Below are 22,288 nucleotides of genomic sequence, written 5' to 3'. Positions count from 1 at the left end.
CGAAGCAGGCGCAGATATCGCCGCCGCATCGCCTCACCTCCGCCGTCAGCGCGGCCGTTTCAACCAATACAGCACAGCACCGATAGACAACGCTCGCCGCCGCGACAATGGTTGACAGCAACGGCGTCGAAAAGTCTTCACCCGGCCGCCCGCCGGGCCGCGCTGTCACGAGGTGTTGACGATGCGCGCCCGCTGATCGTCGAGGACACTTTGCAACGTTTCGTCGAGTGAGTGGCTCGGGTGCCAATCGATGAGGCTCGTCAGACGGTCGGTTCGCGCGGTCGCCCGGGGCACCTCGTTGGGGCGCACGCGGGCCGGGTCGACCGAAACGGTGACGTCGAGCCCGCTCAGCGCCACGAGGCGGTCGAGAATGTCGCGGATCCGCACCGCCTCGCCACGCGCGATGTTGACGACGAGACGCCGCGGCAAGCGCTCTGCCGCAGCGAGCAGGCGCACATAGGCGTCGGCGACGTCGCGCACGTCGAGAAAGTCGCGCTCGGTCTCGAGGTTGCCCACCACCATGCGCGGCGGGATCAGCCCCTTCTCGATCCGCGCGAGCTGGGCCGCGAAGGCGGGCACCACGAACGTCTCGGTCTGCCCCGGCCCGGTGTGGTTGAACGGGCGCGCCACGATGAGGCGGCTGCTCTCGGGCAGATCGCGGGCGAAGATCACCTCTGCCGCCCGCTTGGAGTTGGGATACGGCCCGCGCGGCAGCGGCGGGGTGTCCTCGCTCGCCGGGCCGAGATTGAGGCTCGCGCCGTAGACCTCGGCCGTGCTCGAAAACAGCACGACCGCTTCGGGTGCGTGCCGGCCGATCGCGCGGGCGAGGCACCATGCCGCGTCGCGGTTGTTGTGCCACACCGCCGAGGGCGCGGTGCGCGCCAGGGCGACGGAGGACGCACCGGCGAGATGCACCACGAGGGACGGCTTCACGTCGCGGATCAGCCGATCGGCGTCCGCGGCGTCGGCAAGGTCGACCGCGACCACATCAGGCGCGGCGCGAAGATCGCCCGCATAGCGCACCGTCCGGACGATGGACCGATCGGGGAAGCGGGTGGCAAGACGATCGGCAACATAGGGGCCGACGAGGCCGGCCCCTCCCGTCAACAGGATCGGACCGGCGCTCACCAGCTCAGCTCAGCCGCGCGAGATCGGCGTCGACCATCTCGCGGATCATGTCCTCGAGCGATGTGGTCGGGTGCCAGCCGAGGGCCTGTACCGCGCGGGAGGGGTCGCCGAGGAGAACGTCCACCTCCGCGGGTCGGAAGAGGTCCGGGTCGATCACGAGGTGGTCGGCGGGCGAGAGGCCGACGTGGGCGAAGGCGATCTCCACCATCTGGCGCACCGACGTCGTGCGCCCGGTGGCGACCACGTAGTCGCTCGGCTCCGGCTGCTGCAGCATCAGCCACATCGCCTCCACGTAGTCGCGGGCGTGGCCCCAGTCGCGCTGCGCATCGATGTTGCCGAGCCGCAGCTCGTTGGTGAAGCCGAGCTTGATGCGGGCGACGCCGTCGGTCACCTTGCGGGTGACGAACTCCACGCCTCGCAGCGGCGATTCGTGGTTGAACAGGATCCCCGAGGAGGCGTGCAGCCCGAAGCTCTCGCGGTAGTTCACCGTCATCCAGTGGGCGAAGAGCTTCGACGCGCCGTACGGCGAGCGCGGATAGAACGGCGTCTTCTCGTTCTGATGCGCCTCCTGGACGAGGCCGAACATCTCCGACGACGAGGCCTGGTAGAAGCGTGCGTCGGGCTGGGCGATGCGCACCGCCTCGAGCACGTTGACGGCGCCGACGCCGGTCACGGTCGAGGTCAGCACCGGTTGCTGCCACGAGGAGGCGACGAAGCTCTGTGCCGCGAGATTGTAGACCTCGTCCGGCTTCGCCGTCTCGACGGCGCGCAACAGGCTCGACAGGTCGGTGAGGTCACCGTCGATGAAGCGCACGTCCCGGTCGATGCCGAGCCAGCGCAGCCGGTGGTCGACCACGCCGAAGTGGCTCGATCGGCGCACCACGCCCCAGACGTCGTAACCTTTCACCAACAGATTGTTGGCGAGATAGGCACCGTCCTGACCAGTGATGCCGGTGATGAGGGCAGATCGTGCCATTCAGAGCCTCGCGGATCGCCGGTACCGACATCCGACGAGAAGTCTCGATACACAGCATGCGCCCCAAACAGACGGAGCGGCACGGGCCATAACAAAGGCCGACGCGGCAAACAACTGTCCATGCCACCAGACATGGCAAACAGCAGTTTCGCACAAGCAAGCGGTGCCCAGCGGATTGCGGCGGATATGCCACGCCGCCCATGGCAAGTGGACTAGTTTTTCAATCGCGGGTCGCAAATTGATACCCGAATGGACAACAATGACGCGGTACGCCTTGCCTCCCTCCCCTATCATCGCACCGAGAGATGGGGCATAGGCACAGGCAGACGCTGATCAGTGGACGGAGTGTGTCGACCGGCCGATGGGAGTGCAGACGTGCAACTTGTGATTTTGGGATATCACCGCAGTGGCACGTCTGCCGCGACGCAGCATCTTGCGCACAATGGCCTGTTCATCGGCGACGATCTCCTCGGTCGCAAGGCGTCCAACCCCCACGGCCACTTTGAAGATCGCGTGTTTGTGAACATCCACGAGCGAATCCTCAAGGAAAACGGCGAGCGCTGGCTCGCGCCCAACCCGTTCGTGCCAATCATCACCCCTGCGGTGCGCAACCACGCTCAATCGGTGGTGGCACGGCGCGACGCGGCCCATGCGGACTGGGGCTTCAAGGACCCGCGCGCCTGCCTCTTCGTGGACCTCTGGCGCACCATCCTGTCCGACCCGCGCTTCCTCGTCTGCCTTCGGCACTACACGGCGTGCATCGATTCTCTGGTGCGCCGAGCGCTCGAATCGGTGCGCACTACGGCCGAGCGGCCACTGTCGCAGATCCATATGCGCCTCGCGGCCGACGAGGATCGGGTCGCCCGCTCCTGGATCGCCCACATGCTCCCGCTGGTGCGGCTGATTCGGCAGAATCGCGACATCGTCCACGTCGTGACCGTCGGCAACCTGGAGCCGACGGACTCGATCACCGCCGACCTCAACGCCCGCTTCGGCTTCCGGCTCGACGAGCGGCCACTCGCCGACACCTTCGACGACAACCTCTTCCGCGCCGACGCGCAGGCCCGCTCCCGCCTCTCGCCGGAAACCAAGGCGATCGCCGAGACCGTCTGGCAGGCGCTGACGGAGGCGGCGACGCCCGCCGCCTCTTCGGCGCCGGCCCGCCCCCTCGCCCATGCGGTGTAGGGTCGTGGTGACCGATCGCCGAGCGGACCGATGAGCGAAGCCCTCCTCAGCCGTGACGATGCGGTCGTCGGCCGCCTCGCCGGCTATTGCGCGCCCGGCACTCACCCCTCCTTCGTCGACGACCGCATCGAGTGGACCAACGACGAGGCGCTCCTCTATGTCAGCGGGTGGGACGGCTACGTCATCCAGGACGTCCGCCGGCTCAGCGACCTCACCCTCATCCTGTTCGCCGGCCGGCCGATCCTGATCGTGCTCGACGAGCCGCGGGACTTTTCCCACCTGCGCCTGCTCCTCGGCGAGCGCGCCATCCTTCTGACGCCCGCCGACGGCATCCACGTCACGGCCAAGTGGCCGCACGACACAGCGCCGATCCTGCCGGGCATCCCCGATGTCGTCGTAAACCCCGCCGAGTGGATGGCCGCCGGCGGGCGCGCCCGCCGCGTGCCGCCGACGCTCGCCCCCTTCCAGCGCCTGCGCAAGGCGCGCCTCACCGAGTTCGCCCGCCGCGTCGGCCAGCTGCCATTGCCCCGGGTGCAGCATTTCTGGCGACCGGTGGGCGACGTCGGCGCCTTCGCCGGCCTCGTCCTCGCTCACGGTCCCATGATCCGCGTCGGCGCCGGCGGCCCGTTCCACACCATGACGCCGACCCTCCTCCTGGTGGATCCTGCGGAGCTCGACCGCCTCTCGGCGCTCACCCTCTCCCAGTCCACCATCGTCGCCGCGCCGTTCGCCCTGCCGAGAGGCCGCCCGATCGATCACCTCCTCGCCGACTTCGCGGACGCTCGCCACGAGCCGTTCCACCTTCACGAGGTCGCCGTCCTCGGAGACGTGGGCGAGGTGACTGTGGGCTGCCTCTATGGCGAGTACGTGGTCTGAGACGATGTCCTCCTGCATCATTGTCGCCAACATGCTGCCACCGCATTTCGGATGGGGCACCCGCGCGCCGGGCCTGCGGGCCGAGCAGCTCGCCACCCAGGCGCGTCCGCACTTCGACGAGGTGCGCTTCCTCCTCTTCCTGGAGCGCTACGGTCTGATGCGGACCGAGCGCGGCTTCGCCATCCTCACCCCCCAGCGGGCCGACACCACGGTCATCCATCAGGGCGACTTCAAGACGTTCGCCGAGCGCATCGAGCCGGCGACCTTCGTGTTCACCCAGGCCGACTTCACGCCGCTGGCGCGCCAGGCGGCAACGCGGCACGCCGTCGTCTACGACATCCTCGCCCCGCGCTGGCTGGAGCTCGGCGAGGCGGGGGCCGACGAAAGAACGCTGGAGCGCTACCGCAACCAGCACAGGGCGATGCTGCAGCTCGCCCGGCGGACGCTCGTCAACGGCCCCAAGACCGAGCGGCTCCTCGTGAGCGATCTCGCCGGCGTCGACTGGGTGCCGAGCCATCTCGCCCCGACGCCGCTGGAGGTGCCGGCGGCGGAGCGCACCCACCTCCTCTTCGGCGGCAAGGCGCAGCGCTGGACCGACGTCACCTTGAGCTTCAACGCCATGGCGGCTTTCGCGCAACGGCAGCCGAGCGTGGGCATCTTCATGGTTTCGGAGCGCGTCGACGAGCGGGCGCCCCACGCCGCGGCCTTCGGCACGCTGGCGATGCTGCCCAACGTCGCCACCCTGTGGAACCTCTCCTCGCGCAACTATCACGAGCTGATGGCCCGCAGCTTCGGCTTCGTCGACTGGGCGCCCCTCAACGAAGAGCGCATCTACGCGACCTCCACGCGGGTGCTGCAGGCGATCGCGGCGGGTGTGCCCGTGCTGCACCAGGCCGGAACGGGTCTCGACGAGTTCTTCGACGCCTTTCCGGGCGAGCGGATCGGTGGCACCATCCAGCCCGAGGACGTCGCCCGCTTCGTCGAGAAGGCGCGTGCGGGAGCCTATCGGGAGGCCGTCGCCGCGGCGCGGGACCGGCTCGCCGCCTACCGCTCCGACACCGCCCCCTTCGCGGGGCTGGGGCTTGCTCCATGCGCCTGATCGTTCTCCTCTCGCCCGGCGATCGCTGGTCGGCGACCGCCCTTCTCGTCGCGGCGGCGCGCAATGCCGCGGCCGCCGGGATCGAGACGATCGTCGCCACCCAGACGAGCTACGAGGACCGCGAGCGGCCGCCCCTGCCGCGACCGGCGGCCCCGCCGGGCGAGCACGCCTACCTCGACCTTGCCGCGACCGTGCCGGCGCGCGGCGACTGGGTGCTGTTTGCCGACCCGCTCGCCCATCACGCGGCGCTCGCCCACTACGGCCGCACGGCGCCGCGCTTCGTTCAGCTCATGATGCACGACCGGGCTGCGCCCACCGGCACGCAGCACGGCTACGCCTATCGCCTCTTCGCAAAGCCCATGGACTGGCTCGCCCCGACCGCCACGACCCTCGCCCTCGGCCGCCAGCTCGCCGAAGTGCCGGAGCGGGTGCGCCCCGTCGCCCTCCCCAGCCGACTGCGCGCCTTCGCCGGCGCGCCGCTATCGGACGGACCGCCCGATGTCGCCTTCCACGCCGGCGACGGCGACTTCGTGACGCGCGTCGCCGACGCTCTCGGCGCGGCGGGCGTGCGCGTGCGGCGCGTCGCGCCCGCCGACGTCGTCGCCAAGCGCGTGGAGATCCTCCAGTCGGCCGCCGTGGTGCTCGCCGCCCCCGGCGCACGCGAGGCGCTGCACCTGCCCACCCTTGAGGGGATGGCCGCCGGCACGATCGCCGTCATCGCTCAGAGCCCCGCGGCGCAGGCCCTTCCCGGCGACGGGCGCGGCATCGTCACCTATCCGGCGAACGACCGCGCCGCCGCCGTCGCCGCCGTCAAGGACGTGCTACAATCCTACCCGGTGGACGGCTTGGCGATGCGGCAGGCGAACGCCAGCGCCGCCGCCGGCCTCGCGACCGGCTGCGAAGCCCTCCTCGATCTCCTCGCGACCTCCGATCCGACAGGGAGCCCAGCATGATCCCGCGCTTCCTCGAACGTCTCTTCACCCGGCGGCGGCCCGCGCCTGCGGCGCCCCCGGTCGAGCCCGACCCCGCGACCGGCTGGATCGCCGCCGTCGATCCGCTGATGGACGAGCACTACTATCTGAAGAAGAATCCGCACGTGCGCTCGCTCGACCAGTCGCCGGCCGAGCACTACGTCAAGGAAGGGTGGAAGAGCGGTGCCGACCCCGCGCCGTGGTTCTCGACCAGCCGCTATCTTACCATCAATCGGGACGTCGCCGCGGGCGAGATGCCGCCCTTTGCCCACTATGCCCTCTACGGCCGGCGCGAAGGCCGCACGATCGCGCCAACGGACGATCTCGTGCCGTCCCCCTCCCCCATCGCGAGCGGCGCGCCGGCGCCGCAGGTGAGCCAGGATCTTCTGAAGCTGCGCGAGCGGGAGATGCTGAACGGCGTGGAGTTCGCCGCCGTCTACGCCGAGCGCCGCCTGTCGCGCCTCGGCTGACCGGCCCACCACGCGCCGCGGCGGCGAGACGCCCCGCCGAGGGGCGCCGTCGCGTCCGTCAGGCGGTGTAGGTGACCGCCTTCACCGCGTCGATCACCTCGCCCACGTTCGGCAGAGCGAGCTTCTCGAGGTTCGCCGCGTAGGGCATCGGCACGTCCTTGCCGGTCACGCGCAGCACCGGGGCGTCGAGATAGTCGAACGCCTTCTCCATCAGCTGATAGCCGATCTCCGACGAGATGGAGCAGGTCGGGAACGCCTCCTCGACGGTGACGCAGCGGTTGGTCTTCTTCACCGACTTGATGACCGTGTCGATGTCGAGCGGACGCAGGGTGCGCAGGTTGATCACCTCCGCGTCGATCCCCATGCCGGCGAGCTCCTCGGCCGCCTTCATCGCATAGGTCATGCCGATGCCGAAGGAGACGATGGTGACGTCCTTGCCCTTCTTCTCCACCTTGGCCTTGCCGATGGGCAGCACGAAGTCGTCCATCACCGGCACGTCGAAGGAATGGCCGTAGAGGATCTCGTTCTCAAGGACGATACAGGGGTTCGGATCGCGGATCGCGGCCTTGAGAAGGCCCTTGGCGTCCATCGCCGAGTAGGGCTGGATCACGCGGTGGCCGGGCACGTGGGCATACCAGGCGGCGTAGTCCTGGCTGTGCTGGGCGGCAACGCGGGCGGCCGCGCCGTTGGCGCCGCGGAACACGATGGAGCACTTGATGAAGCCGCCGGACATATAGTGCGTCTTGGCGGCGGAGTTGATGATCTGGTCGATCGCCTGCATGGCGAAGTTGAAGGTCATGAACTCCACGATCGGCTTGAGGCCGGCGAAGGCGGCACCGACGCCGACGCCGGTGAAGCCGTGCTCGGTGATCGGCGTGTCGACCACGCGCTTGGAGCCGAATTCCTCGAGGAGCCCTTGGGATACCTTGTAGGCGCCCTGATATTCGGCGACCTCCTCGCCCATCAGGAACACGTCGCCATCGGCGCGCATTTCCTCAGCCATCGCATCGCGGAGCGCCTCGCGCACCGTCATCTGCTTCATCTCGGTGCCGGCGGGCACCTCCGGCTCGTCGGGCTGATCGTCCGGCATCTCGGCGACGCCGGGGGCGGAGCGCGGTGCGGCCGGCGGCTTCGGCGCATCGGCGGACAGGCTGCCCGTGGGCGAGGGTGCGCTCGCTGCCGGTGCGGCCTCGGGTTTCGGCGCGCTCTTCGGAGCGGCGTCGAGATCGGCCTCGCTCTCCCCCTCCGCGAGCAGCAGGGCGATGGGGGTGTTGACGGGAACGCCCTCGGTCCCCTCTTCGATGAGGATCTTGCCGAGCTTGCCCTCGTCGACCGCCTCCACCTCCATGGTGGCTTTGTCGGTTTCGATCTCGGCGATGACATCGCCAGCGGAAACATCGTCGCCCACGGCCTTCAGCCACTTGGCGAGCTTGCCCTCCTCCATGGTGGGCGACAGGGCGGGCATCAGGATTTCGGTGGGCATCGGGTCGATTTGGCTCCAACAGGGGGCGCAGCCCCGGCGATGTCTTCTTGGCCTCCCGCGGCGCACCGCGGGCGCGGCGATAACAGGCCGGGCGCGAGCGCTCGGCCGGTCTCGGTCAGCGGACGACGTCGGTCCAGAGCTCGGCGGGATCGGGCTCCGGCTCGGACTGGGCGAATTCCGCGGCGGTGTTCACCTCGTCGCGCACGCGCTTGTCGATCTCCTTGATCTCGTCCTCCGATACCTTGTGCGTCTCGAGCAGGATCTTGCGGACGTGGTCGATGGGATCGTGCTTCTGGCGGTACTCGTTGACCTCCTCGCGGCTGCGATACTTCGCCGGATCCGACATCGAATGGCCGCGATAGCGGTAGGTCAGCATTTCGAGGATGTAGGGCCCGTTGCCGGAGCGCGCATATTCGAGCGCCCGCTCGACGGCGGCGTGGACCTTCTCGACCTCCATCCCGTCGACCTGCTCGCCCGGAATGTCGAAGGAGCGGCCGCGCTGGGAGAGGTTGGTGGTGGAGGAGGCACGGTTGATGCTGGTGCCCATGCCGTACTTGTTGTTCTCGATGATGTAGACGACGGGCAGCGACCAGAGCTTGGCCATGTTGAAGCTCTCGTAGACCTGCCCCTGGTTGGCGGCACCATCACCGAAATAGGTGAGCGCCACGGCCCCGTTCTCGCGATAGCGGTTGGCGAAGGCGACGCCGGTGCCGAGCGAGACCTGGGCGCCGACGATGCCGTGTCCGCCCAAGAAATTCTTCTCGACGGAGAACATGTGCATCGAGCCGCCCTTGCCCTTGGAGTAGCCGGAGGCGCGTCCCGTCAGCTCGGCCATGACACCCTTGGGGTCCATGCCGGTCGCGAGCATATGACCGTGGTCGCGATAGCCGGTGATGACCTGGTCACGCTCCTGCATCGCCATCTGGGCTCCGACCACCACGGCCTCCTGGCCGATATAGAGGTGGCAGAAGCCGCCGATCAGGCCCATGCCGTAGAGCTGGCCGGCCTTCTCCTCGAATCGGCGGATGAGGAGCATCTCTTCATAGGCCCGGCGATAGTCCTCGACGGAAAAATCCGACGCGGTCTTGGAGGTCGCAGCCTTCGGGCCTTTCGCGTCTCCGGTCACCTTCGCCTCGGCTTGCATCACTCGTCCTCCCGCACATCACGGCTCTTCTCGCGGCGACACTATCCTACCGGGTCGCGCCGCAAAAGGGCATGGCGCCGGCGAATTGCCGCCCGGCTGCCATGCAGGCGCATATCACGGCTGCGAACGAATGCAGTTCGCGGCCGCAAATCGTCCCGATCTCGGCATCGGGACGCCCCGTCGAAGAAGGTTCTGAAGAGCTTTGTTCAGCGAGCGCCGACCGCGACGCCGGGCTCCAGACGCGCCGTCGCGCCGGCCCGCTCGTCGTGGAAGATCACCACCTCGTTGGGGTGGGCCATGTTGAGCTGCGCCCGGGCGCGCTCGTCGAGAAGGTCGGCGTCGAGCGCGTCGGTGCGCAGCCGGCGCACCCGGTCCTGCAGGTCGGTGCGCCGGGTGACGAGGCTCGCGAACTCCGCCTCGCGCGCGGACCGCTCCGCCTTCAGCTCGGCCCGCGCCTCCTGGCTGAACTCGCCGCGCGTGCTCTGCCACACGAAGTAGCAGGACACCGCGCCGAAAATCAGCGGGAACAGCAGGAAGGCGAAGCGAGAACGTCGGCGGTGGCGCGTGGGCATCGATGGGATCCGTTGCTGCCCGCACTATCCCTCGCCCAACCTTAATGCGGGGTTGAGGGAGCGTTGCAGAAAGATCGCGGTGCAACCGGAATAGGTGGCCCGCCCGTGCGTTGTTCCGGTGGATCGGGCGGACACCTCCTGCAGCCCGCCGGTCCATCGTCCGGCAAGGGGCGGCAGCCTCGAGACCGGGCCGTGCGGAACGGCCCCAAAGTCTCGCGCCCGACCGGCTCCATCGCGCGTCGCGGCGGCCCCTCGCGGTCGCGCTTCACTCGGGCGGGCGGCCCGGCTGCGCCCCCGCCCGCTTTTCTTGCCGCAATCCCCCTCTCAGGCAGCCCGAGATCAGGCCGCGGCCTTCTCGAACCCGCCCCCCGCGGTCTGGAGGTAGGCGGCGCCGCATTCCTTGGCGAGCGCCCGCACCCGGCCGATATAGCCCTGCCGCTCCGTCACCGAGATCACCCCCCGCGCGTCGAGCAGATTGAAGATGTGCGAAGCCTTGATGCACTGGTCGTAGGCCGGCAGCACCTGACGGTGCGGCTCGCCCTCGCACGGCACCCCGGCGGCGAGCAGCGCCTGGCACTCGGCCTCCGCATCGCGGAAGTGGCGCAGCAGGATCCCTGTGTCGGCGTGCTCGAAATTATACGCCGAATATTCCTGCTCGGACTGCAGGAACACCTCGCCGTAGCGCACCGCAGGACCCGCCTCACTCGCCGGCACGTAGACGAGGTCGTAAACGTTCTCGACCCCCTGCACGTACATCGCGAGGCGCTCGAGCCCATAGGTCAGCTCGCCGGACACGGGACGGCAGTCGATGCCGCACACCTGTTGGAAGTAGGTGAACTGCGACACCTCCATGCCGTCGCACCAGCACTCCCAGCCGAGCCCCCAGGCGCCGAGCGTCGGGCTCTCCCAATCGTCCTCGACGAAGCGCACGTCGTGGAGCGCGAGGTCGATGCCGATCGCCGCGAGGCTCTCCAGATAGAGGCGTTGCAGGTCGGGCGGGTTCGGCTTCAGGATCACCTGGAACTGATAGTAGTGCTGCAGGCGGTTGGGATTTTCGCCGTAGCGCCCGTCGGTCGGCCGGCGCGAGGGCTGCACGTAGGCCGCCCGCCACGGCCGCGGACCGAGCGCACGCAGCGTCGTCGCCGGGTGAAAGGTCCCCGCCCCCACCTCCATGTCGTAGGGCTGCAGGATCGCGCAGCCGCGCTCCGCCCAGAAGGTCTGAAGCGCGAGGATCATCGCCTGAAAGGAGCCGCGCGGGTCGGTGTCGGCGGGTTCCGCCATTCGATCAACTCATCTTTGTTGGGACGTCGGGAATAACTCCTACAGCGCTGCGTTCTCCAGACAAGCCACCGCGACATGGCCGACCCCGCAAAACCAGGCGGGCCGGCGACGGCGGCGACAACATGCCCGAAGCGGCAACACCCAGACCCAGGAGACGACAATGACCAAGACGACCATCCTGCGCGCCACCATCGTGGCCACCGCGACCCTCATCTCCGTGAGCGCCATGGCCCAGAGCGCGGGCAGCACCGGCGGCCGCGGCGGCGGCGGCACGAACGACGACGGCGGCAGCGATTCGATCTCCGTCCTGCGCAGCTACAATCGCACCGTCGACCAGCGGCGCCGGCCGGACAAGAACTTCCAGGACCAGTGCATCCACCGTGTGCGCACCGGCACCGCGACGCTCGTCTTCCTGCGCCGCTGCGACGATCTCGACGGCCTCGGCAACTGAGGTGGCCGGCCGCACCGTCCGCCCTGCCACCGCGCAGGGCGGATAGAGGCGAGGCCTACGCCGCCGAGGTCGGGTCCGCCTCCTCGTCGACGAGGCGGCCGCGGACCGGAACCTTCACCTCGCCCCGCTCGGAAGGGGCCGGGTGCGTCGGAACCGACGACGTCGCTCCGCCGCCGCGCGGACGAGGCGGCCACTGCGGGGTAATCAGCCCCGCCGAAATCACGAGCTTCGCGGCGTCCTCCACCGACATGTCGAGAACGAGCACGTCCCGGCGCGGCACGAACAGGAGAAAGCCCGAGGTCGGGTTGGGCGTCGTCGGCAGAAACACCGAGATCGCATCGTCGTCCTCCGGCAGGCGATGGCTCACCTCGCCCTTCGCGTCGGTGGCGATGAAGACGAGCGCCCACAACCCCTTGCGCGGATATTCGATGAGCCCGGCCCGCCGGAAGGTGCGGCTGCGCTCCGACAGCGCGGTTTCGAAGATCTGCTTCAGAGCCGCATAGAGATTGCGGATGAGGGGCATCCGATTGAGGATCCCCTCGCCGATCGCGATGATCGTGCGGCCGAAGATGTTGGCGGTGAGAAAGCCGAGCGCCGTCAACACGATGATCGCCACCACGAGGCCGAACCCCGGCAGGGGGAACGGCACGTAGCTCTCCGGATTCCAGCGCACCGGAATCCACGGCTTTACCCAGCTGTCCACCCAATTCACGAAGGAGGCGGTCAAAAGCACCGTGATGGTCAGCGGAGCCGCCACCACGATGCCGGTCAGAAGATAGTTGCGCAGTCGGTTCAGTATCCGACGTCGCCGGCCGATCTTCGGTTCACCCCGTGATTTGTCGTCATCCATCGGCCAGTCTCGCACACCACCAAGACTATACTAGGGGCTGCCGTCGAAGTTTGAAGCGGGGTTTACTCAACCGTGACCGACTTGGCGAGATTTCGCGGCTGATCAACGTCGGTGCCGTTAATGATTGCGGCGTAGTAGGCGAGAAGCTGCAGCGGGATCGTCATCACCAGCGGGGCGATGAAGGCCGGCGCGTCGGGCAGCACGATCATCTCCTCCGCGGTGGTGCCGATGGCGTGCGCGCCCCGCGCGTCGGTGACGGCGATGATGCGCCCGCCGCGCGCCGCGATCTCCTCCATGTTGGAGACCGTCTTGGTGAAGAGGTCGTCGAACGGCGCCACGACGATCACCGGCACGGTGTCGTCCACCAAGGCGATGGGACCGTGCTTCAGTTCGCCCGCCGCGAACCCTTCGGCGTGGATATAGGAGAGCTCCTTCAGCTTCAGCGCGCCTTCGAGCGCCACCGCCATCGACGGCCCGCGTCCCATGAAGAGCGCGGTGGAGGCCGGCGCGATGATCCGCGCGATGCGCTCGATCTCGGCTTCGAGATGCAGCACGTCGGCCACCGCCCGCGGCGCCTCCACGAGCCCGTCGACGAAGCCGCGCGCATTGTCGCGGGTGAGAACGCCCCGGTCGACGCCGGCCTTCACCGCCAGCGCGGCGAGGGTCGCGAGCTGGCAGGTGAACGCCTTGGTGGAGGCGACGCCGATCTCGGGGCCCGCGAGCGTGGGCAGCACCACGTTCGCTTCGCGCGCCATCGTCGACGTCGGCACGTTGACGATGGTCGCGAGCCGCTGCCCCGCCGCCTTGCAGGCGCGCAGCGAGGCGAGGGTGTCGGCCGTCTCGCCGGACTGGGAGATGAAGAGCGGCAGCTCGTCGGCCGGATGAATCTGGGCGCGGTAACGGAACTCGGAGGCGACGTCGAGGTCGACCGGCAGCCGCGCGAGACGCTCGAACCAGTGGCGGGCGACGAGACCCGCATAGTAGGCCGTGCCGCAGGCGGTGATCGACAGCCGGCTCACCTCGGAAAAGTCCACCGGGATCGTGTCGTCGCGGATGCTGCCGGCGCCGACGTCGATGTAATGACCCAAGGTGCGGGCGATCACCTCGGGCTGCTCGTGGATCTCCTTGGCCATGAAGTGGCGATAGTTCCCCTTCTCGGCGAGCGACACCTGGAGCGGCACCGGCACCCGCGGCCGCACCACGGGCCTGCCGTGGCTGTCGAAGATCTCGGCCTGATGGGGCGAGACGATCGCCACGTCGCCGTCCTCGAGGTAGATGATCTCGTCGCAGAAGGGCGCGAGGGCGATGGCGTCGGAACCAATCATCACGCTGTCGGCGGAAAAGCCGATGGCGAGGGGGCTGCCGGAGCGCGCCGCGGCGAGACGGTCCGGCTCGCCCTCGAAGGCGAAGGCGAGCGCGTAGGCGCCTTCGAGCTCGTCGAGCGTTTCCATCAGCGCGTCCTTCATCGCCTCGCCGGAGGTGAGGCGGGCGGCGAAGAGATGGGCGATGAGCTCGGTGTCGGTGTCGGAGGAGAGTGTCGCGCCGGTGGCGAGGATCTTCTCCCGGAGGGCGCGAAAATTCTCGATGATGCCGTTGTGCACCACCGCGACCGGCGCGGCCACGTGGGGGTGCGCGTTGGCCTCGGTCGGCGCGCCGTGGGTCGCCCAGCGGGTGTGGCCGATGCCGGTGTGGCCGATCAGCGGGTCGGCGTCGAGCCGGGCCTCGAGGTTGCGCAGCTTGCCGGCGGCGCGGCGGCGGCTCAGCGTCCCGTCGCCGCCGACGGCGGCGATACCGGCCGAATCGTAGCCCCGATATTCGAGCCGTTTCAGGGCATCGAGCAAAAGCGGACCGGCCTCACGCGGTCCGATGACACCGACGATACCACACATAGGGCTCCCCCAAACGCGCACACCACAAGGGCCGGAGCCGACGACGAGAGACGGCGGCCGACCCCACCTCCATAAAGCAATCTGGGGGGCGGGACCTTCACATGGAGTTACATTTCGCGACCGCGAACAAAGGCGCCGCCTTACCGGCGGCGATCCTGCGGCGACCGCGCTCGCGCGCGGCGGCCGTCAGCGCCCGCCCTCGACCGCGCTGCGCTTGGGGGCGGGCTCGTTGGCGCGAATCGCGTCCTTGCGCGCGGTATCACTGCCATCGACGAGCTCGGAATGGGGCGCCGGATGGGGATTGGCGAGAACCACCTCTTCCTCGGCGTCGACGAAGTCGGCCACCGGCTCGGCGGCGAGATGGCTGCCGTCGACCTCGTTGGCCGATTCGGCCTGCTGGCGGGCGCTCTCGCTATCGTCGGCGAAGTCGTCCTTCATGGTGACGTCGGGGCGGGCCATCGCCTCGGCAGCCTCGGCGCGGGCGAAGTCGGTGTCCTCGGCGAGCTCGGCCTCGCGCACCTGTCCAGGTGGCTGCATCGCCCCCATCGCCTCGCGCCGCTCGAAACCGCTCATGCGGGCGGGATCGGGGTCGTGGGCGTGCACGGCGAACAGCCGCTTCAGCATCCGTTCCAGGGTCTCCTTCATCATGACGAGCTTCCCTTCTTCGCCGACCTGTCGGCACCGGGGCGAGCCGGCGAGCGGCCTTCCTTGGTCACCTGCCGGCCGCGGCCGATGGCGAGCGCATCGGCCGGCACGTCGTCGGTGACGACGCTGCCGGTGCCCACGAAAGCGTACTCGCCGATGGTGACGGGGGCCACCAAGGCGCTGTTCGACCCTATGAACGCGCCGGCCCCGATCTCGGTTCGATATTTGTGAACGCCGTCATAGTTGCAGGTGATGGTGCCGGCGCCGATGTTGGCGCCCGCCCCGACCGTGGCGTCGCCGATATAGGAGAGGTGATTGACCTTCGCACCCGGCGCGATGGTGGCGTTCTTCACCTCCACGAAGTTGCCGATGCGGGCGTCGGCGCCGATCGTGGCGCCGGGCCGCAGCCGCGCGTAGGGCCCGACGACGGCGCCGGGGGAGACCACCGCACCCTCGAGGTGTGAGAAAGCGCGCACCCGCGCCCCCTCGCCCACCGACACGCCGGGGCCGAACACCACGTGAGGCTCCACCGTCACGTCCTCGGCGAGCACCGTGTCGTGGCTGAAGAACACCGTCGCGGGGGCGAGGAGGGTGGCGACCTCCAGCGCCTTGCTGCGGGCGCGACGCTGGAACACGGCTTCGGCCTCGGCGAGCTGGGCGCGGTCGTTGACCCCGAGCACCTCCTCCGCGTCGGCGAGCTGCCACACCATGTCGAAGCCGCGCTGCCGGCCGAGGGCGACGAGGTCGGTCAGATAGAACTCGCCCTTCGCATTGTCGCTGCCGATATCGGCGAGGGCTGCGAACGGGGCGCCGGTGCGGATCGCCATCACGCCGGAATTGCACAGGCGTACCGCCCGCTCCTCCTCGGTGGCGTCGCGCTCCTCGCGAATCGCCGCGACCCGGCCGCTCTCGTCGAGGAGGACGCGGCCATACCCCGTCGGGTCGTCCGGCTCGAAGGCGAGGACGGCGACGTCGGCGCCCTCCTCGACGCGGGCGAGCACGCTCGCGATGGTCGCTGGTGTGATCAGCGGATTGTCGCCGAAGAGCACCACCACGGCGTCGTGGTCGGGTCGAACCGCTTCGGCGGCGGCGAGCACCGCGTGGGCGGTGCCGCGCGCCTCGCTCTGCACGTAGACGGCGGCCTCGCCGGCGAGCTTCTGCGGCCACGTCGCATCGGGGGCGACGACGAGCGCGGTATCGCCCACCCCCGCCGCCCGCGCGGCGGCCAGCACGTGGCCGATCATCGCAAGGCCGCCGACGGGATGCATCACCTTGGCGAGCCGGGAGCGCATGCGGGTGCCCTTCCCGGCCGCCAGAACCACCGCTAGGGAGCGTGAATTCACGTCAGTCCTCGATCTTTCGTTGCCGCCCCGCGTGCCGTTCACCAACGGCCCGGGCGATGGGGTGTTCCCTCATCTTGTCCTCGCGGGCAAGCCGCCCACTTTGACAGCCCCCCGGATTGGTCCATATCGCGGAGACGCGATTTTCCCGTCAGGACGGTTCCATGCGCTCGGTCATCCTCGCCCTCCTCCTCACCGCCGCCACGCCGGCCGCCGCATTCGAGGCCACCGGCAACGTGGTGGCCGATGCTCTGCTCGGCGCGCTGGAGCGGGGCGGCTATCAGAACCTCGCCGCCCAATCCGTCGACCGGTCCGGCTCCGCCATCGTCATCGAGGGGGTCACGGGCACCGGCCCCGGCACCGTCGAAGGCGCCACGACCGACATGACGATCGACACGATCACCATCTCGAGCGGCATCGTCGACGCCGACAACACGCTGATCGCCGACCGCGTGGTCTACTCCGGCACCCGCCTCACCGAAGCGGGCACCGACAGCACCTCCAGCGTCGACACCCTCACCGTCGACGGGCTGCGGCTGACCTCCGACAGCACGACGAGCGGGCTGATGGCCCTCCTCGGCTCCTTCGACACGCTGAGCGTCAGCGGCATCAGCGCCGCGGCCCCCGAGGGGCGCAGCATCATCGTCGACGCCATCTCGGCGACGGTCGACGAGCGCGACGTCACCGAGGCCACCAGCGGCAGCCTCTCGGTGACCGGGCTGCGCTTCGACACCGCGATGTGGACCGAGCCCGCCCGCAGCCAGATCCAGTCCCTCGGCTACGACACGCTCGACATCGACCTCTCGGCGGCGGGCCGCTGGGAGGCCGACGGCGGCCGCACCACGATCCGCGACCTCACCCTGTCGGCGGCCGACTTCGGCAAGCTTTCGCTCAAGGCGACCGTGTCCGGCCTCACCGGCCCATTGATGCAGAGCCTCCAGGCGAGCGCCGGGGATTTCGCCGTGCTCGTCGCGGCGCTTCAGAACGTCGTCGTCTACGACCTCTCCCTCTCCTATCTTGACGAGGGCTTCGCCGACCGTCTGGTCGACCAGACCGTGACCCGCAACAACGTGCCGCGCGAGGCGCTGGTGGAGCAGCTCGTCGGGATGCTGCCGACGCTTCTGGAGCCGATCGGCGATCCCGCCCTCCTCGCCGCAACGAGCGAGGCGACGCGCAGCTTCCTGACCGACCCGAAGCGGATCACGCTGAGCATCACCCCCGACACGCCCCCGACGGTCGCCCAGATCCTCGCCGCCGGGCTGATGGGGCCGCAGGCCCTCCCCCGCCTGCTGAACCTCGAGATCCACGCCGGCGAATGAGTCACATTCTCGATGTACCCGGCGTGCGCTTCGGCCACGCCGCCGATCCCGACGCACCGAGCGGGGTGTCGACGCTCGTCCTGGAAGAGCCGGGCGTTGCCGGTGTCGCCGTCCACGGCGGAGCGCCCGGAACGCGCGAGACCGACGCCCTCGCCCCCGGCCGCCTCGGGCCCGGCGTCGATGCCATCTGCCTCTCCGGCGGCTCGGCGTTCGGCCTCGCCTCGGCCGACGGCGTGCAACTCGCCCTCGCCGAGCGGGGCCGCGGCTACGAGGTGCGCGGCCACCGCGTCCCCATCGTGCCCGGCGCCATTGTGTTCGACCTCGCCGGGCCGCGACCGGACTATCGCGCCCTCGGCGCGGCGAGCCTCGCCGCCGCCCTCGACGGGCCGCCCGACCGCCGTCTCGGCACCGTCGGCGCCGGCACCAACGCCATGACGGCGGGCCTCAAGGGCGGCTTCGGCTCCGCCTCCGCCCGCTGCGGCGCGGCGACCGTGGGCGCGGCCGTGGTGGTGAACGCGGTGGGCTCAGTGACGGCGGCGGACGGACCCTGGTTCCGCGCCGCCCCGTTCGAGGTCGACGGCGAGTTCGGCGGCCTCCACGCCCCGCCGAGCGCCGACTTCGCCACCATCCGCACCAAGTCGGGCACCCTTCCGCGCGAGAACACGGTGATCGCGATCGTCGCCACAGACGCAACGCTGACGAACGCCGAGGCGAACCGCCTCGCGATCGCCGCGCACGACGGTCTGGCGCTCGCGATCTACCCGTCCCATACCCTCCTCGACGGCGACACTCTGTTCGCCGTCTCCACCGGGAAGGCGGCGGCGCCGGAAAGGCCGCTCGGCCACGTGGCGCTGGCGGCGACGGCGGCCGCAGTGCTCGCCCGCGCCGTCGCCCGCGGCGTCTATTCGGCGACCCCCGGCGCGAGCGACCGCTTCCCGACCTGGCAGAGCCTTTACGGCTGACGCGGCCGGCGCCGACCGGAGGGGCGACGGCCCGCGCGCATCGGGGGGGAGCGGCCGCGCCTTCCGCGTGGAGTGGCTGCGCCTGCCTTGCCGGCCGCTATTCGGCGGCGATCGCGAGCGGCGGCGTGCTGTCCTCGGCGAGCTGAGCGAGCAGCACCTGACGCTTCTTGAGGGCGGCCTCGCGGTTCGCCTCCTTCACCGGGCCGTAGCCCTTCACCGTGGAGGGGATGCGCAGAAGCTCGCACAGGAGCCCGTAGGGCGCCGAGCCCACCTCGCGGCAGGCACGGGCGACGTCGGCGAACGCCATCTCCACCAGCGCGCGCTCGTGGCGCCGCTCCTCGCTGCGCCCGAAGGGATCGAAGCGGGTGCCGCGCAAGCCCTTGCCGTGGGCGATGAGGCGCAGCAGCGGGAAGACCCAGGGGCCGAAGGCGCGCTTCTTCGGTCGCCCCGTCGCCGGATCGATCGGTGAGAGGATCGGCGGGGCGAGCATCAGGCGCACCTTCTTGGGGTCCTCAAACTCCGCCTTCAGCGCGTCCCAGTAGGCGGGCGCGGAATAGAGGCGGGCGACCTCGTACTCGTCCTTGTAGGCCATCGCCTTGTAGAGGCTCTCGACGGCGAGGGTGGTGAGGCGGTGACCCTTCTGGCCGCGCGCCTCGTCGGCCTCACGCAGCGCGGCGATGGCGGCGCGAAAGCGGTCCGCATAGGCGGCGTCCTGGTAGGCTGCGAGCTCCTTGGCGAGGAAGTCGATGCGCTCGTCGAGCCCCATCGGCTTCAGCTTCGCGCGGCTACCGACGGCGGCGCGGATGCGCTCCGGATCGGCGGCGAGCACGCGCCCCGCCCGGAAGGCGGCGATGTTGGGCTTCACCGCGGCCCCGTTGAGGCGGATCGCCTCGACGATCGCCTCCTCGCTCAACGGGAGCCCGCCCGCCTGATAGGCGACGCCCACGAGCATCATGTTCATGAAGATCTGATCGCCGAAGAGCTGCTCGGCGACATGGGCGGCATCCACCGGCACGAAGGTGCGCGCCGCCTCTTTCAGAGTGCGCGTCATCCGCGCCTCGTCGAAGGAGAGCACGCGCTTCATCACGAACTCGGCGGTCGGTTGCACCTTGGTGTTGGCGACGGCGAGGGTGCGGTCCGAGGCCGTCATCGACAGCGAGTCGGCGTTGCAGGCGACGAGCATGTCGGAGGCGATGAGGGTGTCGAGCGAGGCGGTCGGCACCCGCGGACCCGAAATGGCCGTGTCGGCGGGGGCGAAGCGCAGATGGCTCGTCACCGGGCCGTTCTTCTGAGCGAGGCCCGTCATGTCGAGCGTCGAGGCGGCGATGCCGTCGATGTGGCCGGCCATCGCGAGCACCGCGGCCACCGTCGTCACGCCGAAGCCGCCGATGCCGGTGATCAGCACGTTGTGGGTCGCCGCGATGTCGGGCTTCGTCGGCGCCGGCAAGGCGGCCGCGAGCGCTTCGACATCGAGCGTCACGGTGTCGACTTTCTTGATCGCCGCGCCTTCGACCCAGGCGAAGGACGGGCAGAAGCCCTTCACGCAGGAGAAGTCCTTGTTGCAGGTCGACTGGTTGATCACCCGCTTCTGGCCGAACGGCGTCGGCAGCGGCTCCACCGAGATGCAGTTGGACTGGACCGAGCAGTCGCCGCAATCCTCGCAGACGCGCTCGTTGATGAAGAGGCGGCGGTCGGGGTCCGGATAAGCCCCCTTCTTGCGGCGGCGGCGCTTCTCGGCGGCGCAGGTCTGATCGTAGACGATCGCCGAGACGCCTTCGTAGTCGGCGAGCTCGCGCTCGATCGGCATCAGCTCGTCGCGGTGGTGGACGGGCACGCCGTGGCCGAGATCGCGCCGCCCCTCGTAGAGCTCCGGCCGCTCGGACACGACGACGATCCGCTCCACCCCCTCGGCGGCGAGCTGGCGGGCGATCATCGGCACCGTCAACGGCCCGTCGTGCGGCTGGCCGCCGGTCATCGCCACGGCGTCGTTGTAGAGGATCTTGTAGGTGATCGGCACATTCGCGGCGACGGCCTGGCGAATCGCGAGAATGCCGGAGTGATAGTAGGTGCCGTCGCCCATGTTCACGAACACGTGGCGGTCGCGGCTGAAGGGGGCCTGGCCCACCCACGGCACGCCCTCGCCGCCCATGGCGATCTGCCCGTCGGTGGTGTTGCCGTTGATCTCGGTCATCGCGTGGCAGCCGATGCCGGGCAGCGCCCGCGACCCTTCCGGCACCTTGGTGGAGGTGGAATGGGGGCAGCCGGAGCAGAAATAGGCCGAGCGCTGGCTCGCCTCGGCGTGGCCGGCGGCCCAGGCGGTGCGCTCCACCATCGCCATCGCGACGCGGCGCATCCCCTCGTCCTCCTGCGCGCCGGGGATCACGCTCATCAGCGCCTGCACGAGGTCCTGCGGGCGCAGTTCCAGAACGTCGGACAGGAAATGCTCGCCGTCCGGCCGGCGCTTGCCCCACACCTCGGGGCGGCGGCCCTCGGGAACGTGATAGAGCGCTTCCTTGATTTGCGGCTCCAGGAAGGGGCGCTTGTGCTCCACCGCCACGAGCTTTTCCTTGCCGCGGGCGAAGCGGACGAGGGTCTCGGTGTCGAGCGGCCAGGGCATCGCGACTTTGTAGACGGCGAGGCCGAGCGCCTTCGCCCGCTCCTCGTCGATGCCGAGGAGCGCGAAGGCCTGCAACAGGTCGCGATAGGCCTTACCGGTGGCGACGAAGCCGATGCGGGCGGCCCGCTCGTCGCCGAAGGCGACGCCGTCGAGCCCGTTCGCCCGCACATAGGCGGTGACGGCGGGAAGGCGCACGTCGCGCAACAGGCGCTCCGTCTCGAGGCGGTTGCCGAGGAGGAAGGTGCGGTTGAGGTCGTGGTCGCGCCGCGGGTCGGCGCTCTCCGGAAAGACGAAGGAAAGGCGCTCCGGGTCGACCGAGACGAGGCCCGAGGCGTCCATCGTGTCGGCGACGCACAGAATGCCGGTCCAGTTGCTCGCAAAGCGCGACAGCGCGAGGCCGTGCAGGCCGTAGTCGAGCACGTCCTGGAGGTCGGCCGGGTTGAAGAACGGCATCTCGAAGTGCTGCAGCGCGAATTCCGACTGCGCCGGCAGGATGGACGACTTGGCGAGAAGATCGTCGCCACAGAGGGCGAGCGCACCGCCGTAGCGCGCGGTGCCCGAGGCGGTCGCCTGATGCAGCACGTCGCCGGCGCGGTCGACGCCCGGCGCCTTGCCGTACCAGATGCCGAACACGCCGTCGTAGTCGGAGCCCTTGCCGTGGAGCCCCACCTTCTGCGTGCCCCACACGGCGGTCGCCCCGAGCTCCTCGTTGACGCCCGGCTGAAAATGGATGTCGAGCGGATCGAGCCGCTTCTTGTTGCGGATCAGCTCCTGATCGACGCCGCCGAGCGGCGAGCCGCGATAGCCGGAAAAGAAGCCCGCCGTCTTGAGACCCGCCGCCTCGTCCATCCGCCGCTGATCGATGGCGATGCGCAGCAAGGTTTGGATGCCGGTCATGTACACCCGGCCACGGTCGAGATCGTATTTGTCGCTCAGGCTCACGTTGCGCGTCATGGCCGTTCTCCCCGAGTCGCCAATTGTGCTCAATAATTGTTCTCTAAGCCTCGAACTTTCCATGCTATTTTCAGTT

General features: G+C 69.5%; 19 protein-coding genes. 8 read left to right on the top strand and 11 right to left on the bottom strand.

The genetic code is table 11. The features are described 5' to 3' along the window. Positions 1 to 165 precede the first annotated feature (165 nt). A complete protein-coding gene (locus JCR33_RS03320) occupies positions 166 to 1,128 on the bottom strand; it encodes an NAD-dependent epimerase/dehydratase family protein (protein WP_198880604.1) in 963 nt (320 codons plus the stop codon). A 4-nt stretch (positions 1,129 to 1,132) separates the two neighbouring features. Then, complete coding sequence (gmd, locus tag JCR33_RS03315; protein ID WP_198880603.1) at positions 1,133 to 2,104, bottom strand: GDP-mannose 4,6-dehydratase; 972 nt, start codon at positions 2,102 to 2,104, stop codon at positions 1,133 to 1,135. A 513-nt stretch (positions 2,105 to 2,617) separates the two neighbouring features. On the opposite strand from gmd, the gene JCR33_RS03310 reads away from it, so the two are divergent. The 5 genes from JCR33_RS03310 to JCR33_RS03290 are packed head-to-tail and all read left to right on the top strand — an operon-like array spanning position 2,618 to position 6,705. Beyond that, positions 2,618 to 3,289 (top strand): hypothetical protein, encoded by a 672-nt coding sequence (locus JCR33_RS03310; protein ID WP_198880602.1) that lies wholly within the window; start codon positions 2,618 to 2,620, stop codon positions 3,287 to 3,289. Positions 3,290 to 3,319: 30 nt separating this feature from the next. Then, entirely contained in the window at positions 3,320 to 4,165 is an 846-nt protein-coding gene (locus JCR33_RS03305) for a hypothetical protein (protein ID WP_198880601.1), read from the top strand. Then, a complete protein-coding gene (locus tag JCR33_RS03300; RefSeq protein WP_198880600.1) occupies positions 4,146 to 5,264 on the top strand; it encodes a hypothetical protein in 1,119 nt (372 codons plus the stop codon). The genes JCR33_RS03305 and JCR33_RS03300 overlap by 20 nt, the downstream gene beginning before the upstream one ends. Next, positions 5,255 to 6,217 carry a hypothetical protein gene (locus JCR33_RS03295; protein WP_198880599.1) on the top strand — a complete coding sequence of 321 codons (963 nt, stop codon included), beginning with the start codon at positions 5,255 to 5,257 and terminating at the stop codon, positions 6,215 to 6,217. Before JCR33_RS03300 ends, JCR33_RS03295 begins: the two co-directional genes overlap by 10 nt. After that, complete coding sequence (locus JCR33_RS03290; protein ID WP_198880598.1) at positions 6,214 to 6,705, top strand: hypothetical protein; 492 nt, start codon at positions 6,214 to 6,216, stop codon at positions 6,703 to 6,705. The genes JCR33_RS03295 and JCR33_RS03290 overlap by 4 nt, the downstream gene beginning before the upstream one ends. A 58-nt stretch (positions 6,706 to 6,763) precedes the next feature. Here JCR33_RS03290 and JCR33_RS03285 read toward each other — a convergent pair whose 3' ends face one another. From JCR33_RS03285 to JCR33_RS03270, 4 genes are all read right to left on the bottom strand, one after another. Continuing rightward, positions 6,764 to 8,188, bottom strand: coding sequence for a pyruvate dehydrogenase complex E1 component subunit beta (locus JCR33_RS03285; RefSeq protein WP_198880597.1), 1,425 nt, complete (start codon positions 8,186 to 8,188; stop codon positions 6,764 to 6,766). 115 nt (positions 8,189 to 8,303) lie between these two features. Continuing rightward, positions 8,304 to 9,332, bottom strand: a complete 1,029-nt coding sequence (gene pdhA / locus JCR33_RS03280) for a pyruvate dehydrogenase (acetyl-transferring) E1 component subunit alpha (protein WP_198880596.1) — start codon at positions 9,330 to 9,332, stop codon at positions 8,304 to 8,306. A gap of 206 nt (positions 9,333 to 9,538) precedes the next feature. Beyond that, entirely contained in the window at positions 9,539 to 9,904 is a 366-nt protein-coding gene (locus JCR33_RS03275) for an FtsB family cell division protein (RefSeq protein ID WP_198880595.1), read from the bottom strand. 339 nt (positions 9,905 to 10,243) lie between these two features. Beyond that, on the bottom strand, positions 10,244 to 11,185 hold the full coding sequence (locus JCR33_RS03270) for a glycine--tRNA ligase subunit alpha (RefSeq protein ID WP_198880594.1): 942 nt from the start codon (positions 11,183 to 11,185) through the stop codon (positions 10,244 to 10,246). Positions 11,186 to 11,345: 160 nt separating this feature from the next. On the opposite strand from JCR33_RS03270, the gene JCR33_RS03265 reads away from it, so the two are divergent. After that, complete coding sequence (locus JCR33_RS03265; RefSeq protein ID WP_198880593.1) at positions 11,346 to 11,636, top strand: hypothetical protein; 291 nt, start codon at positions 11,346 to 11,348, stop codon at positions 11,634 to 11,636. A 55-nt stretch (positions 11,637 to 11,691) separates the two neighbouring features. On the opposite strand, the gene JCR33_RS03260 is transcribed toward JCR33_RS03265, so the two are convergent. From JCR33_RS03260 to glmU, 4 genes are all read right to left on the bottom strand, one after another. Then, positions 11,692 to 12,486, bottom strand: coding sequence for a DUF502 domain-containing protein (locus JCR33_RS03260; protein WP_198880592.1), 795 nt, complete (start codon positions 12,484 to 12,486; stop codon positions 11,692 to 11,694). A gap of 62 nt (positions 12,487 to 12,548) precedes the next feature. Continuing rightward, positions 12,549 to 14,375: a glutamine--fructose-6-phosphate transaminase (isomerizing) gene (gene glmS, locus JCR33_RS03255; RefSeq protein WP_198880591.1), complete on the bottom strand. Its 1,827-nt coding sequence runs from the start codon at positions 14,373 to 14,375 to the stop codon at positions 12,549 to 12,551. Positions 14,376 to 14,561: 186 nt separating this feature from the next. Next, positions 14,562 to 15,023, bottom strand: a complete 462-nt coding sequence (locus JCR33_RS03250) for a hypothetical protein (RefSeq protein ID WP_198880590.1) — start codon at positions 15,021 to 15,023, stop codon at positions 14,562 to 14,564. Further along, the gene (glmU, locus tag JCR33_RS03245; protein WP_198880589.1) at positions 15,020 to 16,363 is read right to left on the bottom strand and encodes a bifunctional UDP-N-acetylglucosamine diphosphorylase/glucosamine-1-phosphate N-acetyltransferase GlmU; all 1,344 of its coding nucleotides are present in this window, start codon (positions 16,361 to 16,363) and stop codon (positions 15,020 to 15,022) included. The genes JCR33_RS03250 and glmU overlap by 4 nt, the downstream gene beginning before the upstream one ends. Before the next feature lie 161 nt (positions 16,364 to 16,524). Here glmU and JCR33_RS03240 point away from each other — a divergent pair, with 161 nt between their 5' ends. After that, complete coding sequence (locus JCR33_RS03240) at positions 16,525 to 17,679, top strand: hypothetical protein (protein ID WP_198880588.1); 1,155 nt, start codon at positions 16,525 to 16,527, stop codon at positions 17,677 to 17,679. Next, on the top strand, positions 17,676 to 18,641 hold the full coding sequence (locus tag JCR33_RS03235) for a P1 family peptidase (protein WP_198880587.1): 966 nt from the start codon (positions 17,676 to 17,678) through the stop codon (positions 18,639 to 18,641). Before JCR33_RS03240 ends, JCR33_RS03235 begins: the two co-directional genes overlap by 4 nt. A 97-nt stretch (positions 18,642 to 18,738) precedes the next feature. Here the strand turns inward: JCR33_RS03235 and JCR33_RS03230 are convergent, their stop codons facing one another. After that, a complete protein-coding gene (locus JCR33_RS03230; protein WP_198880586.1) occupies positions 18,739 to 22,212 on the bottom strand; it encodes an indolepyruvate ferredoxin oxidoreductase family protein in 3,474 nt (1,157 codons plus the stop codon). Positions 22,213 to 22,288 lie beyond the last annotated feature (76 nt).

Origin of the sequence: Acuticoccus mangrovi (genome assembly GCF_016411865.1) — a bacterium.
GTDB lineage: Bacteria > Pseudomonadota > Alphaproteobacteria > Rhizobiales > Amorphaceae > Acuticoccus > Acuticoccus mangrovi.
The sequence above is the reverse complement of the archived record's forward strand: the minus strand, read 5'-3'. Positions and strand labels throughout refer to the sequence as shown.